This window comes from Rhizobium sp. SVR5-9E, from assembly GCF_056755095.1.
In genome coordinates, this window is sequence record NZ_JBNDHS010000022.1 from 35,663 (window position 1) to 50,179 (window position 14,517).

Below are 14,517 nucleotides of genomic sequence, written 5' to 3' on the forward strand. Positions count from 1 at the left end.
TTTTCGGGCGTAGATACGACTTTAGTTTGGCTGCCACATACGTAAATTTGCGTTAATCCAGCTCCGTTGGTCAAATTTATACTCTTATCGGCCCTCCATATCATCTCGAACAGAAAATTCCCATAGCCTATGTCCGGTGTCTCGCGCAGCTTTTGCCAGCAGGTGCGCCGCGACCGGAGCCGTCAGCAGCAGAAATACAACGCCGACGGCCGCGCGGGCAAAGACTGCAACCTCCCCGGACGAGAAACCGGCAGCCAGAAGCAAAAGACCGGAGCCGACGGTCCCTGCCTTGGACGCGGCATGCATGCGCGAATAAAGGTCCGGCAGGCGCACGACACCGATGGAGGCCGAAAGCGCGAAGAAAGCGCCGGCAAGCATCAGCACCGCGATGGCTATGGCAAGTACGTATCCCATCATCCTGCCTTTCTTGCCGGTTTCCCGCCCGGTCTCTTTGCCGACCTGCGCTTTGTCTCGTTTTTTCGCTTGCCTGCCGGTCTCCCGGGGGGTGGCAGTTCGGGCGCTGGCGCGCCGCGCGACAGGACGAAGCGGGCGAAGGCGACCGTGGCGAGGAAGCCAACCAGCCCCAGCGCGATCGCGATATCGATGTAGAGCGCGAAATGCGTCTTGACGGCAAGTGCCGCGATGAAGCCGATGGCGATGCCGGTCAGCGTGTCGAGCGCAAGGACGCGGTCCGGCAGCGTCGGCCCGGCGATGACGCGATAGGCGGTGAGCACGAAGGCGATGCCGAGGATCGCAAGCGTGAGCGTCGCCGCCCCCGAGACGATGGCGAGCGGCGGCATCATCGGAAGGCCTCCATGATCTTGCGTTCGAAGCCGTTCGCGATGGCGCGCTTCACTGCCTCCGGATCGGCGCAGTCGAGCGCGTGAACGTAAAGCGTCCTGCGATCCGCCGAAACATCAACGGAGAGCGTGCCCGGCGTCAGCGTGATGAGATTTGCAAGCAGCGTGATCTCGAAATCGCGGTCGACGGTCAGCGGAAAGGCGAAGATGCCGGGCCGGATGTCCATCCTCGGCCTCAGCACCGTCTTTGCGACCACCCAGGCGGAGAGCGTCAACTCCTTCAGGAAAAGCAGCGCCAATGACAGGATGAGGCGTGTGCGGCGAAGATAGCCCTTGCCGCCGAAGGCCTCGCGGACGACGGCGAGCGCGACGGCGCTCAGCACGAAACCGAGGACGAGATTATGCAGCGAGGCGCTGCCGGAGACGGCGACCCAGGCGATGGCGAGCAGCAGATTGAAGAGGAAGGCAGTCACGGCGCGGTTCCTCCCGGGAAGACAGAATGGATATAGGCGCCGGGGTCGGCAAGGCTTCCGGCTGCCGCCTGCGCCAGCGACAGGAGCTGTTCCGGCAGGATGCCGAAACCGATGACGAGTGCGGTGAGCACCAGCAACGGCAGCGCCGATTGCCAGCCGATGGCGGCCGTGTCGACCGGCCGGCTTGCCGGGCGCCAATAGACAAGCAGGAAGACGCGGCCGAAGCAGATGGTCGTCAGGAAACCACCGATCAGGAGGGCGGCGGCAAGCCACCATGCACCGATATCGAGCGACGCCTTGACGAGGATCACCTTTGGCCAGAAGCCGGAAAACGGCGGCAGGCCGCAGGCGGCCAGAAACAGGATCAGCGAGACGGCGGCAAGCCAGCCGCGTCCGCGATAGAGCCCGCCGAGCGCTGCAAGCGAGAAGCTGCCGCCGAGCCACGCCACCTGCCCTGCCAGGAGATAGAGCGCCGTCATCAGAACCACGGAGTGCAGCGCGTAAAAGACGGAGCCGCTGACACCGCCCGGCGTGCCGATCGCCACACCGACGAGCATGTTGCCGATGCCCGAGATGAGGACATAGCCGAGCATGCGGCGGATGTCGGTCTGCGCCAGCGCGCCGAGCGCGCCGACGATGATGGTGGCGGCGCCGGCCACGGCGATCATCAGGCTCAGCGCCTCTCGCTCGACCGGCAGCAGCATCACCATGACCCGAATGAGGGCGTAGATGCCGACCTTAGTGAGCAGACCGGCAAAGAGCGCGGAGACGACGATGCGGGGCGTATGATAGGACGCCGGCAGCCAGAAATTCACCGGGAAAGCCGCGGCCTTCATCGCGAAAGCGAGCAGGAAGAGCGCCGCCAGCGTTATGAGCGGCGCTCCGTCCCGCAGGCCGGCCGTTTTCAGCGCGATATCGGCCATGTTGAGCGTGCCGAAGATCGCGTAGAGATAACCGACGGCGATCAGGAAGAGGGTCGTGCCGATCAGGTTCAGCACCGCATATTTCATCGCGCCGTCGATCTGCTCGCGCTCCGATCCGAGGACCAGCAGGCCGAAGGACGAAATCAGCAGCACCTCGAACCAGACATAGAGATTGAAGACGTCGCCGGTGAGAAACGCCCCGGTAACGCCCGCCATCAGGAACATCAGGAACGGGAAGAAGCCAAAGCGCCGCCCGCCCGCATCGATGTCGGAGAGCGCATAGACGCTCGCCGCAAGGGCCGCGATCGCCGCTACAAGCGCCATCAGCGCGCCGAAGAGATCGACGGTGAAGGCGATGCCGAAAGGCGGCAGCCAGCGCCCCATGACCATTGTGACGGGGCCGCCATCGACCACCATGGTCAAGAGCACCGCATCGATCAGCACCAGCGCGGCAAGGCCGAGTACGGCGATCATCGCGTGCAGGCGCACATGGACGCGCAGCACCAGCATCAGTGCGCCGAGCACGATGCAATGCGCAACAGGCAGGATCACCAGCCAATTGTATACCGGCACGGGCGCTGCGACGAGTGCGGCGGAGAGGTCGGAGACAGGCGCGGCCATTTAGCGTGCCCTCCTCTTCTCCCCAGCGGGGAGAAGGTGGCCCGAAGGGCCGGATGAGGGGGCGGCAGCAGGTGAAAAGCCCCCCTCTGCCCTGCCGGGCATCTCCCCCACGGGTGGGGAGATGACTCGCAGCACGCTCCCCGCTTCCTTTCGAACTGATGCAATCGCAGCAGTCGTCAGTAACTTAGTCGGACGAGCGACCGCGCCCAGCCAATCTCCCCCCTTGCGGGGGGCTCGAAGAGCGGGTCGAGGCGCGTGGCTCGACCCCGGAAAGCCGGCAGGGCAGAGGGGGGTCAGCATCCGCACGATCACTCTCATCGCCATGCTCAGTACCCCAGCGGCGGAAGCGCCGGATCGTCGGGCTCCGCCACCCGCATCTCGTCGGTATTGTCGGTTCCGAGGTCCTGATAGGCCCGGTAGGTCAGCACCAGCATGAAGGCGAGGAAGGAGAAGGAAATCACGATTGCCGTGAGGATCAGCGCCTGCGGCAGCGGGTTGGCGGCGCCGGCCGGCAGCGTGTCGAGACCGGCCGGAATGATCGGCGGCACCTCGCGGGTCACGCGGCCCGCAGTAAAGAGCAAGAGGTTCACGGCGTTTCCGAGGATCGCGATGCCAAGCATGATGCGGATCGAGAATTTCGACAGCAGCAAATAGACGGCAGCCGAGAAGAAGAGGCCGACGAGGATCGCAAAAAGCGGCTCCATCACTCCACCTCCCTTTCCTCGAGCGCCAATGCGATGGCGGTGATCGCGCCGACAACGACGAAATAGACGCCGATATCGAAGAGCATGACCGTCGAAAGCGGTACCTCGACCCCGAGGATTACGGGATAGACCCAGAGGCCGGTCATGAACGGAACGCCGGCGGCAATCGAGGCAAGCCCCGCGACCGACGACATCAGCAGCCCTGCTCCCGCGATCGACAGAGGATGAAAGCGGATCGCGCTGCGAACCGCGGGAACGCCGTTGGCAATGCCATAGATCGCCAGCGCCGAGGCAGCGATCAGCCCGCCGATGAAGCCACCGCCCGGTTCATTGTGGCCGCGCAGCAGGATGAAGACCGAAAAGACCAGCATCAGCGCGACGAGGAACGGCGCCATGGTGCGGAAGATGAGGGTATTCATGGCCGCTCCGTCCCCAGATCGCGCGGCTTGCCCGGATCCTTTGCGGCGAGCTTCCGCTCAGTTCCCGCCCGCAGTCCGATCAGCGCGACGATGGCAAGGCCGGTGATCGCGACGACGGCGATTTCGCCGAGCGTATCGGTGCCGCGGAAATCGACGATGATGACGTTCACGACATTGGCGCCATGGGCGATGGTTTTCGAGTAAGTGTTGAAGAAGTCCGACAGCACCGTGCCGAACGGCCCCTCCGTCGCCTTCATGAGAAGGAGCGAAAAGCCGAGACCGCAGGCAAGTGCGACCGCGCTGTCTCCGAGCCGCTGGCCGAGCGGACGCGGATCAGTCGGCGAAAGGCGAAGCCGCGTCATGACCAGCGCCAGAATGACGACCGACAGCGTCTCGACCAGGAATTGGGTAAAGGCAAGATCCGGGGCGCCGAAGAGCAGGAAAATCAGCGCCACCGAAAAGCCCTGGATGCCGAGCGAGACCATCGCCGTCAAAAGATCGCGGGCGACAAGGACAGCGGCAAGGCCGACCACCGCAAGCAGGAAAACCGCCCATTCATGAAACTGCACATCGTGCGGCCAGGCAGGAAGGGCAGGAAATTCGCCGTAAAGCGCCGGCACCAGCAGCAGGAGCGCCGCGACGCAGAGAAAGGTGCAGATCACGTAGATTTCGAGCCTGCCCGGCTGGACGATGCGGGTGACGCGCCAGCCGAAGCGAACGAACCCGGCAACGAAACTGTCGAAGCCGCGGTCCGGCCCCGGCCCCGCCGCGTCCAGGAAAGACACCATGAGGCCGCGGGCACGTTCTATCTGCCAGTAGGTCGCCATCCCGAGCATGATGGTCACGATGGAGAGGGCAAGCGGCAGGCCAAGATGCGGCACCGCCGAGACCGTGACACTGACCGCATCGCCCTGGACGGCAGAAGCCATGGGCGAAGAGACGTAGCCGTGGGTGAAGCCGGAAAAGAGGGCTGCGACCAGACCGAGGACCGCCAGCACGCTGGGGCCGAGCCAGAGCAGAACGGGCGCCTCATGCGGATGCTTCGGGGTTTCGGCCACGGTGCCGATGAAGGGCCGCAAGCCGACCGAAAAGGCGATCGCAAACATCAGCACATTGCCGAAGATGGCGACGACGGTGAAGACCACCGCGCGCAGGTCGCCTCCGGCGAGCGCGGCGTAGACTTCTTCCTTGGCCAGGAACCCGAAGACGGGGGGGAGCCCGCCCATCGAGATCGCCGCAAGGAGCGCGATCGCGAAGGTCAGCGGCATGGCGGCGGCAAGTCCGCCGAGCTTGGTGATGTCACGCGTCCCGGTTTCGTGATCGAGAATGCCTGCGACCATGAAGAGCGCGCCCTTGAAGAGCGAGTGCGCCACGAGATAGAGCACTGCGGCTTCTACGGCATATGCCGAGCCGAAGCCGGTGAGCAGGACGAGAAGGCCGAGCGAAGAGACCGTCGTATAGGCCAGCTTCAGCTTCAGATCGGACTGGGCAATCGCCAGCGCCGAACCGGCAACCAGCGTCATGCCGCCGAAGAAGGGCAGCAGGATTTCCCAGGCGGCAGTTTCTCCCATGACCGGGTTCAGGCGCATCAGAAGAAAGACCCCGGCCTTCACCATCGTCGCGGAATGCAGGTAGGCGGAAACCGGCGTTGGCGCTTCCATCGCGTTCGGCAGCCAGAAATGAAACGGAAACTGCGCCGATTTGGTGAAAGCGCCGCATAGCACCAGCACGAGCGTCGCGAGATAAAAGGGGCTGCCGCGTACGACGTCGCCGAAGTGTGAAAGCAGCGACATCTGCGTGACACCGGTGATATCCCACAGCAGCAGCAGACCCGCCAGCAAGCAAAGTCCGCCGCCGCCAGTCACGACGAGCGCCTGAAGGGCGGCCCTTCGCGCCGGTTCCCGCTCATGATCGAAGCCGATCAGCAGGAACGAGGTGATGGAGGTCAGCTCCCAATAGATGAAAAGCATCAGGAAACTGTCCGAGATGACGACGCCCAGCATCGCGCCCATGAACAGGAAGATGAAGGCGAAGAACCGCCCCTGCTCCGGATGCCCCCTCAGATAGCCGCCGGAATAAAGTACGATCAGCGTACCGATGCCGGTAATGAGCAGCGCGAAGGTCAGAGACAGGCCGTCCAGGAACCAGGAGAAGCTGAGATTGTAGCTCGGCACCCAGACATAGCCGCCGGTCACGACCTCGCCGCGGGCGACCTCCGGCACGAAGCCGAGAAAGTGCAGGAAAGACAGAAGCGGCACGACCGCCAGCAACCAGGCGCCGTTCGCACCGAGGCGGCGAATGACGAAAGGGGAGATCAGGGCGCCGAGCAGAGGCAGGCACAAGGCCAAAAATGTCAGACCAGTGACACCGGCCATGTCCCCTCCTTCAAACGAAACCCGGAGCCCCGGCGATAACCGGATGGTTTCGAAGAATTAGGTCAATCGGCGGATAGCCTCAAGCGTTTTCGGAACCTGCCCACTGCAATCATGCACTTTCATGCTGCAGAAGCGTCGCCACCAAAGGTAGCGGCCGCCCAAGTGAGCAAAAAGTAAGTGAGCGTCGGAACAGCTAAAGGGTTTGCTGCGTAGCCGCGTGGCGAGCATGCAGCACGAAGACGACAATCAGGAGCGGCCAGAAAAGGCATGAGGCGAAGCCTGCCATCCGCCGCAGGCCCCAGCCGTCGTGATTGGCCCAGCCTTCCAGAAAGGTCATGGTTACGAAAAGAGCGGCTCCCAGGCCATAGGCCCAGAGCAGAATATCAACGAACACTTCAAATCCCCCGCCGGCAAAGCCGTTAGGATTAATAGTACGTTAATCACACAGCCGAGATCAAATCATCATTTCGGATTAGAGCCGCTGAGTATATTGCCAGGTAAACTGGCCTATCTTGATCCATTGTGCGTTGCGCACCACATTCTGGCCGAACGGAATCGCCTCTCCGGCGCGAAAGGAGTAAGCCTCATGTCCGATACCGGAACCGTCAAAGTCCAGAAGACCGATGCAGAGTGGAAAGAGCATCTGACGCCGGAGCAATACCGCGTCACGCGCCAGCACGGCACGGAGCGCGCCTTTACCGGCCCCTATTGGGATAGCTTCGAGACCGGGCTCTACCGTTGCGTCGGCTGCAATGCCCCGCTTTTCCGCTCCGACACCAAATTCGATGCGGGCTGCGGCTGGCCGAGCTATTTCGAGCCGGTCTCGCCGAATGCCGTGACCGAGCACCGCGACGCCTCCTATGGCATGGTGCGCACCGAGATTCGCTGCGGCACCTGCGAGGCGCATCTCGGCCATGTCTTTCCCGACGGCCCGCCGCCAACCGGCCTGCGCTACTGCATCAACGGCCATTCGATGGTGTTCGAGCCAGGGAAATGATTGCGAAGACGAGGCGGTGCGGACTTTATGCCCTTAGCCGGGCAACGACCCGGGCAACGGCCTCGTCAAGCGTCAGTGTTGAGGTGTCTAGTATCTCGCAGCCCGCCTCCTCAGCCTCGCGGCGAAGATAGGCTGCCCAGTTCATCATATCCGCGCCTGCGATTTCCGGCTGGTTACGGTCAACGATGAGACGTGTTCTGCGCGTCTCGTCGTCGCAATCGACGAGGATAGGCAGGCAATCGATCCCAGCCGTCGCGGCGGCATCCTTGAGGAAAGCAAGCCGCATCTGCCCTTCGAACAGCGCAGGGCGCTCCGGCTGTATTTCAGCCGCGAGGCGTGTCATCCATCCGACGGTCATTGCGTATTGCCATCCGGCGGGCGAACCGTGTTCGGCGATCATCTCCTCGACCGGCGGAACTCCGATGCTGTCGAAATAGCGGACGTCGAATTCCTCACTGTGACGCACGTCAACTGCTTTTGCGATCGCCGTCTTGCCGGAACCGGATGCGCCCGTGAGAACGACGAGGCTCACTTCGAAACCCTGAGTTCCATGCAGGTGAGATCGAGCCAGCGGCCGAACTTCGTGCCGACCTCGGAGAAGGTGCCGGCGACGCGGAAGCCGAGTTTTTCGTGCAGGCGGATCGAGGCCACGTTCTCCGCCTCGATGCCGGCGATCATGACGTGAATGCCGTTTTCCGCCGCCCTCTTGATAAGCGCCTGCATCAGAAGCTTGCCGACGCCGCCTCCGCGGCAATCCTTGTCGACATAGACCGAATGCTCGACCGTATGGCGATAGCCGTCGAAGGCGCGCCAGTCGCCGTAGGAGGCGTAGCCAACCACCTGCCCCGCCTTTTCCGCGACCAGAACCGGAAAGCCCTTCGCCTTTCGCGCCCTGAACCACTCGGCTCGATTTTCGAGATCGACGAGCGTCTCGTTCCAGATCGCCGTCGTGTGTTCGACGGCATGGTTGTAGATGTCGCGGATCACTGGAAGATCGGCTTCGGTTGCGTCGCGCACGAGGACGGCGTCGGTCATATCAGGTCCATTCCGGTTCGTTTCGGCCAAGCGCATACGCCCGGCCTCCGGCGATGTAAACCACGAATCGGCGCCAACGATGATGGGACGAGGCGGGCTCCAGGAGGCAGGTGATCAGACGCCGGACGCGCTCATGCTGAAGCATGTCAGCACCGCCGAGTAATGCACCGCAGCGGCGGCAACCACGAAGCCGTGCCAGATGGCGTTCTGGAAGCGCAGCTTTTCCCAGATATGGAAGATCACGCCTGCCGAATAAATGACGCCGCCGATAATGATCAAGAGCGTCGAAGCGAAGGGAATGTGCGAGGCGACAGTGTCGGCAACCAGAAGCCCGCTCCAGCCCATGGCGAGGTAAAGCAGGATCGCGAGCTTGTCGTAGCGCCCGGGAAACGCGCATTTCAGGAAAATGCCGACGGCGGCCACCACCCAGATGCCGATCATCATGCCGAAGAGCAGCGGATCGTCAGCACCGCGTTGAAGGAACGGCGTATAGGTCGCCGCGATCAGGATGAAGATCGCCGAATGATCGAGCCGGCGCAGGTACCATTTGGTGCGCGAGACGGGCCAGGCATTGTAGGAAAAGGAAATGGCGAGCGTCAGCACGAGCCCGACACCGTAAATCCATGCAGCCGCGATCTCGCCGTTGGAGCTCCAGACCATGGCATAGAAGATCAGCACGGTCGCACCCACGAGCGCCAGCGCGAGGCCGACACCATGGACGATGCCATCGGCGATCAGCTCGTATTTGTCATAAGCCCAGCGAATTCCGTTGAACTCGGCCATCCATGCGCACCCGTTTTCCTCCCCAGCCGATGCTCGCATTGAACAAGCGGCGACGCAACAGACGGCAACGCCGGCTGCGGTAAAACTTGGTAAAATCCTTTAATCCTACCTGTCCACCAGTACCGAGCATTTCGCGTGGCGCACCACCCGGTCGGCGGTTGCACCGATGAAATAGTTCGAGAAATCCGGAACATGCGAGGCGACGATGATGAGGTCGGCCCGGTGCGCTTCGGCCGACGCAAGTATGCCATGCGCCGGCGGACCCCGGCCGATCTCGACGATCGCCGCGATCCCGGTCTTTTGCCGCAGCTGTTCCAGCTTCTGGCGGCCGTCTTCTATGGTGTTTTCGATCAATTGGGGCGGAAGGTCGACGGCGATGTAGGTGGGCACATCCTGCACGACATTGAGCAGGACGATCTCTCCGCCTTCGTCGAGCAGCGTCGCCGCCTTTCGGAATGCCCTCTCACCCCTTTCGATCGTGCCGATTTCCACCGGGACGATAATCTTCTTGTACATGATTGCCTCCCCTACCAGCCTGTCTATCTAGAATAGATAAGGCGCGCGAGGCAGGATCAAGCGCGCGCAAGCGATCGTCAACATGCGATGAACGCTTCATCATCAAAAACTGGTCTTCTGTGAACAATCGAAATGCGGCATAGAGCGTGCAAGTACAGCAGCAGAGGGGACCTGAAGGCGAATGCACCGGCGAAAACTCCCCGCGCTCGCTACGGGCGGCATCCTTGTCCGCGTGGATTTGCGGGAGGGCTTATGCGCCAGCAAAAATGCCGTCGCGTCCTTTGCCTGCCCCTCGGGACAGGCAAAGCAGCCGTGCCGGTGCGCCTTTCCAATCCAAGGCAGGAGAAAGACCTATGACGACCGAACCCACTTATGCATTGACGCGCCCTGCCTATATCAGCCAGTCGCATCTCATCGTCGCAGACCTGCCGCTGGTTTCCAGCTTTTATCAATCGATAATTGGCCTCAAGGTGATCGAGAAGGCGCCGAACGGCGAGGTGCTTGGCGTTGGCGATGTGCCGCTCCTGACGCTCACGACCGCCGGCAACGCGCAGATCGCGCCGCGAAATGCGGCTGGCCTCTTCCACACGGCCTTCCTGGTGCCGAACCGGGCGGAACTTGCCCGCTGGCTCCGTCAGGCAGCGAATAACAATGTCCAGCTCGAAGGCGCCTCGGACCATCTTGTCAGCGAAGCGATCTATCTCTCTGATCCCGAAGGCAACGGCATCGAGATCTATGCCGACCGGCCGCACGACGTCTGGAAGTTTCATCAGGACGGCCAGGTCGAGATGGCGACCCACCGCCTCGATCTTCAGGCGCTCTACAACAGCGTGCCGGAGGACGCGTGGAACGGCATGGCCGACGGCACGGCGATCGGGCACATCCATCTGCAGGTCGGCGACATTCCGGAAGCGGATGGCTTCTATCGCGACGTTCTCGGCCTCAAGCTGATGGCGCGCTATCCCGGCGCAAGCTTCTTCGCGACCGGCGGCTACCATCATCATGTCGCGGCCAATATCTGGAACAGCCGCGGAGCAGGCCCGCGCGCCGACGGCATGACCGGCCTTTCCGACTTCACGATGCGCTTCAACGACAAGGCCTCACTCGACAACGCCGTTCAGGCGCTCGACAGGCTCGAGATCAAGACCGAGAAGCGCGACGGCGGCATCTTCCTCAAGGACCCCTGGGGTATCGGGCTGACGCTTTCGGCTTGAGATGCAGGTTCTGTCGCAGACCGCGCCGCCCTCCCCGGAACCAACATCCCGCCGACGCGTTCTCGTGCCGAGGCAATTCGGCTTCCGGGGACATTCCATAGATGGGCATCGCCAATGGCATCAAGAAACAGGCAAAAAAGATCGCGATTGGCGAGCGACGGACGAGCGCCTGGGCTGAGACACTGACCGCCGCGGCCGAAGAGATGCCACAGGCTCCCGCGCATCGCGTCGAGAAAGACGGCCTCGATATCAGCATGGCGTGGGCGGTCATCGGAATTTTCCTGATGCTTGGGCTCGCCGCCTTGTACCAGATGTCGCTGATCCTCATTCCGGTAACGCTTGCCGTCGTCGTCGGCATGATCCTGGGCATGGCGGCGGAGAAACTGAGCAGGCTCGGCGTACCGCGGATCACCAATGCGGTGATCCTTTCAAGCGCCGTTGCGCTGGTGATTTTCATTGTCGTCAGTTCGCTTGCGGGACCTTTGACGACGCTTGCCAACGAGGCTCCCGCCTTCATCGAGAAGACCATCACCCGGATTATCCCCTATCTGGAACGGATACGCTGGCTGCACATAACCGCGGAAACATTCCAGAGCGGGCCGACGTCGATCAACGCGCTGCTCGAAAACACCGGTAGCGTCCTGCATGTGGTGACGGCAAACCTGACGCCGGCCCTCGTGCAGACGCTGATTTTCTTTGCGGCGCTGCTGCTCTTCCTTTCCGGCCGCGTTCATCTGCGCAAGACGATCATCATGACCTTCCGGACGAGGCAGCAGCGCCTGGCGGCAATCCGCGTCATCAGCTCGGTCGAGCAGGTACTCGGCTTCTATTTCGCAACCGCCTCGATCATTTATGCCGCACTCGGCGTCATGATGACAGTGATCGCCTGGGCCGGCGGGCTCTCGGCGCCGGTTCTCTGGGGTTTTTTCGCCTTCCTGTCGAGCTTCATCCCCTATCTCGGCATCACCGTGATGACCCTGTCCGTCGCGGTCGCGGGCATCATCACGCACGACGGCATCGTCGCTGGCCTGTTGCCGGCAGCCGCGTTTTTCACCATCCACCTCGCGATGGAAAACCTGATCTTCCCCGCGGTCATGGGCCGGCGGCTTGAGATCAACCCGTTCTTCATCTTCATCGCGATCATCTTCTGGACGTGGCTGTGGGGCGCGGTCGGCGCCATGCTCGCGCTTCCTCTGTCGCTGATCGTCATGGCGATCGTCGACGAACTCTTCATCGAGGAGAAAGTGCAGCCGCAACTGCCGAAGTGATGGCAAAGCACCTGAGGACGCCGAGTATTACTGGGTCGTGCTGTCGTCGCCCATGTCCTCGACATCCTGCAGCCGGACGAATTGGGCGCCCCTGACCTTCAGATCAAGAAGCGCTTTTGCAACGCCCTCGCCCGCCGCGTGGGTCGGCTGATTGATGTGGGAGATGACGACATCGCCGTCCTTCGCAGAGGCGATGCGCTTTTCGGTGATCGAAGCGCCGAGAAGCGATCCGCCGTCGCCGTTCACGGAGTAGCCGGCAATGCGATAGCCCATCGCGCGGATCTCGGCGATTGCCGAAAGATCGTATTTCGCCGTCGAGCCGCGGAACCAGTGCGGCGGCGTGATGCCGGCAGCGCGCATCGCGTCGGCACCGCCCTCTACCTCCTGCTTGACGGCCTGCGGCGAGCCGGCGGCGGCGATGCCGTAGATCGAGACGGGCTTATCCACGGCCGGAATATGGTTCTGCCCGTGATTTTCGAGCTCGAAGAGATCGGGATTGTGCAGAAACACCGAGAGCGCCTGCGGATTGCGCTTCAGCCAGCGCCCGGTGACGAAAATCGTTGCCGGGATGCGCTCCTTCACCAGCGTCGAGATGATCCGGTCGTCTGCCTTGCCCATGCAGGCGTCGAAGGTGAGCGCGATGCGCGGATGGCTCGACGTACCGGAGCGCACGATATGCAGATGCGGCTCGACCAGCTTCGGCACCGCGATCTTCGGCGAGGCGGGAGGTGCCACAGGCATCGCGACGGGAGCGACAGCGGCCGCGAAGGCGGCCGAGACGGAGATTGCAAGCAGCAAGGGCACGAGGAGGATGCGGATCATGGAAAGTCAGTTTCTAATATCTCGATAAAAAAGCTTTATGCCTTGTCGCTGGAGGGAGCCATGCGGCCTGATGCCGCCACCTCTCCCTGGCCCGCCCGTCACAGGATTCCTGCGCTATTAGTGCAAAAGTGTTGGAAGAAGCTATTCGAACTCGATCATGAGGCTTTCAAGCGCTCCCCCTGCGCCTTCCTCGAAACCACCGCTTTGCTGCATTTCCATGGCAAACCTGGATCTTTCCGGGCCAGTCATCGAGCAGAAACCGCCCACTCGATAAATCGCAGCTTTTCGCTTGTCGACCAGACCGTAAAGTTCGTCCGCCACTTTCCTGGCCTCGCCGGTCAAATCCGGTGACCTCAGATAGCTGGCAAGCACCTCCGTCTGGGCAGCGATCGCCTCTAGAAAATTACACAGATACTGCAGCTCATCGAGCCCATGGGCGTAGACACGATGCCTGTTCGGCATCTTTGTGTCGTCGCACGGCTCGGTTACATCGACGTATCCCATCTTTGTCGCTCGTTTGAGCGCGACCATGGTTCTCCCCATCCTTTCAAGATGTTTGGAAAACCTCTCCTTGGGGATCCCGTCGGCGATCGCATCGCCAGATGATCTTGCAATTTTTCGAAAGAGGTCGCCCAGCCGCTCGAAAACGCGCCAGTCTTCAATTCTGGGATCTTCGTTCGCCATCGCCAGCCCCGGCATTGTGGCGACCCAAACGGAAGCAAGTAAAAAGGTTCTCCTGTCCATCACAGTTCCCCTCTTTCGAGATACGGGCCGAATTAGGTAGACAACGGAGATGCAGGCAAGATGAACTCGTAAAATCTACGGAACGGCCACGGGATCGCCGCTGGGCGTATGAACGCACCTTGGGGAGCCCTTGGATGCTTCAGAAAAACTACCACAAAACGAATCGCGCGAATATCAAGTTGCCCAGCCGCGCAGCCGCATCTCAATCGTACAAATAGTACTTCGTCCACTTATCCTTCGGCACCTTCTTGCCGATCTCGTACTGCAACTCGCGGACGTTAATGTGCTTCGGGCCGGTGATGCAGGAGTAGGAGAGATGATACCAGTCGCCCTTGCTGCGGAAGACGGCGCCGGGGGCTTCGAGGCGGTCTTCTGTCAGGACCGGGTCCTTGAAGGTGTAGGCGATGACCTTGTCCGGGCTGAAGCCGGTCTTGTCCTTGTTGATGCGGCTCATCGCCTCGGTGTCGCAGCTCTGTTCGAGGCGAGTGGCAGGATCGAGCTTTTCAAGCTGCTTCTTGATGGCAGGGTCAACTGCGAAGGCGGCGGAGGCAAGGCTCAGGAGAGCCATGGACAGGACCAGGCGTTTCGGCATTAAGGAATTCCTCTGTATGCTCATGCGGGAACCCGCTTGACTGGTACCCCCGAGCCAAAACGAAGCGTAAATTCCGCGCGACGGTAGCGGACATTCTTAAACAATGTGGTGACATCATGGCAACGTGAGGAAGTCTTCGATTCCCGCCGAGCTTATCCCCGATGGCTTGCACGGCGCTTGATCTGGCCTGTCCGCACCATTATCTCTTGCGCACCCCGCAATTCCGATCCG

At 61.8% G+C, this 14,517-nt stretch carries 18 protein-coding genes; 3 read left to right on the plus strand and 15 right to left on the minus strand.

Features of this window, described 5'->3' with window-relative positions; all coding sequences use genetic code 11:
• Positions 1–84: 84 nt before the first annotated feature.
• The 8 genes from mnhG to ACPYOJ_RS13090 form a co-directional block, all read right to left on the minus strand.
• On the minus strand, positions 85–417 hold the full coding sequence (gene mnhG / locus ACPYOJ_RS13055; protein ID WP_481416622.1) for a monovalent cation/H(+) antiporter subunit G: 333 nt from the start codon (positions 415–417) through the stop codon (positions 85–87).
• A complete protein-coding gene (locus ACPYOJ_RS13060) occupies positions 414–803 on the minus strand; it encodes a cation:proton antiporter (protein ID WP_481416623.1) in 390 nt (129 codons plus the stop codon). The genes mnhG and ACPYOJ_RS13060 overlap by 4 nt, the downstream gene beginning before the upstream one ends.
• Positions 800–1,273 carry a Na+/H+ antiporter subunit E gene (locus ACPYOJ_RS13065; protein ID WP_481416624.1) on the minus strand — a complete coding sequence of 158 codons (474 nt, stop codon included), beginning with the start codon at positions 1,271–1,273 and terminating at the stop codon, positions 800–802. The genes ACPYOJ_RS13060 and ACPYOJ_RS13065 overlap by 4 nt, the downstream gene beginning before the upstream one ends.
• Positions 1,270–2,817 carry a Na+/H+ antiporter subunit D gene (locus ACPYOJ_RS13070; protein WP_481416625.1) on the minus strand — a complete coding sequence of 516 codons (1,548 nt, stop codon included), beginning with the start codon at positions 2,815–2,817 and terminating at the stop codon, positions 1,270–1,272. Before ACPYOJ_RS13070 ends, ACPYOJ_RS13065 begins: the two co-directional genes overlap by 4 nt.
• Positions 2,818–3,143: 326 nt before the next feature.
• Positions 3,144–3,521 (minus strand): Na+/H+ antiporter subunit C, encoded by a 378-nt coding sequence (locus ACPYOJ_RS13075; protein ID WP_481416626.1) that lies wholly within the window; start codon positions 3,519–3,521, stop codon positions 3,144–3,146.
• Positions 3,521–3,940 carry a Na+/H+ antiporter subunit B gene (locus ACPYOJ_RS13080; RefSeq protein ID WP_168828849.1) on the minus strand — a complete coding sequence of 140 codons (420 nt, stop codon included), beginning with the start codon at positions 3,938–3,940 and terminating at the stop codon, positions 3,521–3,523. The genes ACPYOJ_RS13075 and ACPYOJ_RS13080 overlap by 1 nt, the downstream gene beginning before the upstream one ends.
• On the minus strand, positions 3,937–6,315 hold the full coding sequence (locus ACPYOJ_RS13085; protein ID WP_481416627.1) for a putative monovalent cation/H+ antiporter subunit A: 2,379 nt from the start codon (positions 6,313–6,315) through the stop codon (positions 3,937–3,939). Before ACPYOJ_RS13085 ends, ACPYOJ_RS13080 begins: the two co-directional genes overlap by 4 nt.
• A 193-nt stretch (positions 6,316–6,508) precedes the next feature.
• Complete coding sequence (locus tag ACPYOJ_RS13090) at positions 6,509–6,709, minus strand: hypothetical protein (RefSeq protein ID WP_481416628.1); 201 nt, start codon at positions 6,707–6,709, stop codon at positions 6,509–6,511.
• Positions 6,710–6,901: 192 nt separating this feature from the next.
• On the opposite strand from ACPYOJ_RS13090, the gene msrB reads away from it, so the two are divergent.
• Positions 6,902–7,312 carry a peptide-methionine (R)-S-oxide reductase MsrB gene (msrB, locus tag ACPYOJ_RS13095; RefSeq protein ID WP_481416629.1) on the plus strand — a complete coding sequence of 137 codons (411 nt, stop codon included), beginning with the start codon at positions 6,902–6,904 and terminating at the stop codon, positions 7,310–7,312.
• Between the two features lie 25 nt (positions 7,313–7,337).
• Here the strand turns inward: msrB and ACPYOJ_RS13100 are convergent, their stop codons facing one another.
• From ACPYOJ_RS13100 to ACPYOJ_RS13115, 4 genes are all read right to left on the minus strand, one after another.
• The gene (locus tag ACPYOJ_RS13100; protein WP_481416630.1) at positions 7,338–7,844 is read right to left on the minus strand and encodes a P-loop nucleotide/nucleoside kinase family protein; all 507 of its coding nucleotides are present in this window, start codon (positions 7,842–7,844) and stop codon (positions 7,338–7,340) included.
• Positions 7,841–8,347, minus strand: coding sequence for an N-acetyltransferase family protein (locus tag ACPYOJ_RS13105; RefSeq protein ID WP_481416631.1), 507 nt, complete (start codon positions 8,345–8,347; stop codon positions 7,841–7,843). Before ACPYOJ_RS13105 ends, ACPYOJ_RS13100 begins: the two co-directional genes overlap by 4 nt.
• A 114-nt stretch (positions 8,348–8,461) precedes the next feature.
• Complete coding sequence (trhA, locus tag ACPYOJ_RS13110; RefSeq protein WP_481416632.1) at positions 8,462–9,130, minus strand: PAQR family membrane homeostasis protein TrhA; 669 nt, start codon at positions 9,128–9,130, stop codon at positions 8,462–8,464.
• 105 nt (positions 9,131–9,235) lie between these two features.
• Positions 9,236–9,646: a universal stress protein gene (locus tag ACPYOJ_RS13115; protein WP_481416633.1), complete on the minus strand. Its 411-nt coding sequence runs from the start codon at positions 9,644–9,646 to the stop codon at positions 9,236–9,238.
• Positions 9,647–9,999: 353 nt separating this feature from the next.
• On the opposite strand from ACPYOJ_RS13115, the gene ACPYOJ_RS13120 reads away from it, so the two are divergent.
• Positions 10,000–10,860 (plus strand): VOC family protein, encoded by an 861-nt coding sequence (locus ACPYOJ_RS13120; protein WP_481416634.1) that lies wholly within the window; start codon positions 10,000–10,002, stop codon positions 10,858–10,860.
• Positions 10,861–10,961: 101 nt separating this feature from the next.
• Complete coding sequence (locus ACPYOJ_RS13125; RefSeq protein ID WP_481416635.1) at positions 10,962–12,128, plus strand: AI-2E family transporter; 1,167 nt, start codon at positions 10,962–10,964, stop codon at positions 12,126–12,128.
• Between the two features lie 27 nt (positions 12,129–12,155).
• Here ACPYOJ_RS13125 and ACPYOJ_RS13130 read toward each other — a convergent pair whose 3' ends face one another.
• From ACPYOJ_RS13130 to ACPYOJ_RS13140, 3 genes are all read right to left on the minus strand, one after another.
• A complete protein-coding gene (locus tag ACPYOJ_RS13130) occupies positions 12,156–12,950 on the minus strand; it encodes a polysaccharide deacetylase family protein (protein WP_481416636.1) in 795 nt (264 codons plus the stop codon).
• A 141-nt stretch (positions 12,951–13,091) separates the two neighbouring features.
• Positions 13,092–13,649 (minus strand): hypothetical protein, encoded by a 558-nt coding sequence (locus tag ACPYOJ_RS13135; RefSeq protein ID WP_481416637.1) that lies wholly within the window; start codon positions 13,647–13,649, stop codon positions 13,092–13,094.
• Positions 13,650–13,896: 247 nt separating this feature from the next.
• Positions 13,897–14,286, minus strand: a complete 390-nt coding sequence (locus ACPYOJ_RS13140) for a DUF930 domain-containing protein (protein ID WP_168828837.1) — start codon at positions 14,284–14,286, stop codon at positions 13,897–13,899.
• Positions 14,287–14,517 lie beyond the last annotated feature (231 nt).

What these genes read in the sequence shown, in the direction of transcription:
- mnhG (WP_481416622.1), bottom strand. Translation starts at nt 417, where the DNA reads ATGATGGGATACGTACTTGCCATAGCCATCGCGGTGCTGATGCTTGCC.
- ACPYOJ_RS13060 (WP_481416623.1), bottom strand. Translation starts at nt 803, where the DNA reads ATGATGCCGCCGCTCGCCATCGTCTCGGGGGCGGCGACGCTCACGCTT.
- ACPYOJ_RS13070 (WP_481416625.1), bottom strand. Translation starts at nt 2,817, where the DNA reads ATGGCCGCGCCTGTCTCCGACCTCTCCGCCGCACTCGTCGCAGCGCCC.
- ACPYOJ_RS13075 (WP_481416626.1), bottom strand. Translation starts at nt 3,521, where the DNA reads ATGGAGCCGCTTTTTGCGATCCTCGTCGGCCTCTTCTTCTCGGCTGCC.
- ACPYOJ_RS13080 (WP_168828849.1), bottom strand. Translation starts at nt 3,940, where the DNA reads ATGAATACCCTCATCTTCCGCACCATGGCGCCGTTCCTCGTCGCGCTG.
- ACPYOJ_RS13085 (WP_481416627.1), bottom strand. Translation starts at nt 6,315, where the DNA reads ATGGCCGGTGTCACTGGTCTGACATTTTTGGCCTTGTGCCTGCCTCTG.
- msrB (WP_481416629.1), top strand. Translation starts at nt 6,902, where the DNA reads ATGTCCGATACCGGAACCGTCAAAGTCCAGAAGACCGATGCAGAGTGG.
- ACPYOJ_RS13105 (WP_481416631.1), bottom strand. Translation starts at nt 8,347, where the DNA reads ATGACCGACGCCGTCCTCGTGCGCGACGCAACCGAAGCCGATCTTCCA.
- trhA (WP_481416632.1), bottom strand. Translation starts at nt 9,130, where the DNA reads ATGGCCGAGTTCAACGGAATTCGCTGGGCTTATGACAAATACGAGCTG.
- ACPYOJ_RS13115 (WP_481416633.1), bottom strand. Translation starts at nt 9,646, where the DNA reads ATGTACAAGAAGATTATCGTCCCGGTGGAAATCGGCACGATCGAAAGG.
- ACPYOJ_RS13120 (WP_481416634.1), top strand. Translation starts at nt 10,000, where the DNA reads ATGACGACCGAACCCACTTATGCATTGACGCGCCCTGCCTATATCAGC.
- ACPYOJ_RS13125 (WP_481416635.1), top strand. Translation starts at nt 10,962, where the DNA reads ATGGGCATCGCCAATGGCATCAAGAAACAGGCAAAAAAGATCGCGATT.
- ACPYOJ_RS13130 (WP_481416636.1), bottom strand. Translation starts at nt 12,950, where the DNA reads ATGATCCGCATCCTCCTCGTGCCCTTGCTGCTTGCAATCTCCGTCTCG.
- ACPYOJ_RS13135 (WP_481416637.1), bottom strand. Translation starts at nt 13,649, where the DNA reads ATGCCGGGGCTGGCGATGGCGAACGAAGATCCCAGAATTGAAGACTGG.
- ACPYOJ_RS13140 (WP_168828837.1), bottom strand. Translation starts at nt 14,286, where the DNA reads ATGCCGAAACGCCTGGTCCTGTCCATGGCTCTCCTGAGCCTTGCCTCC.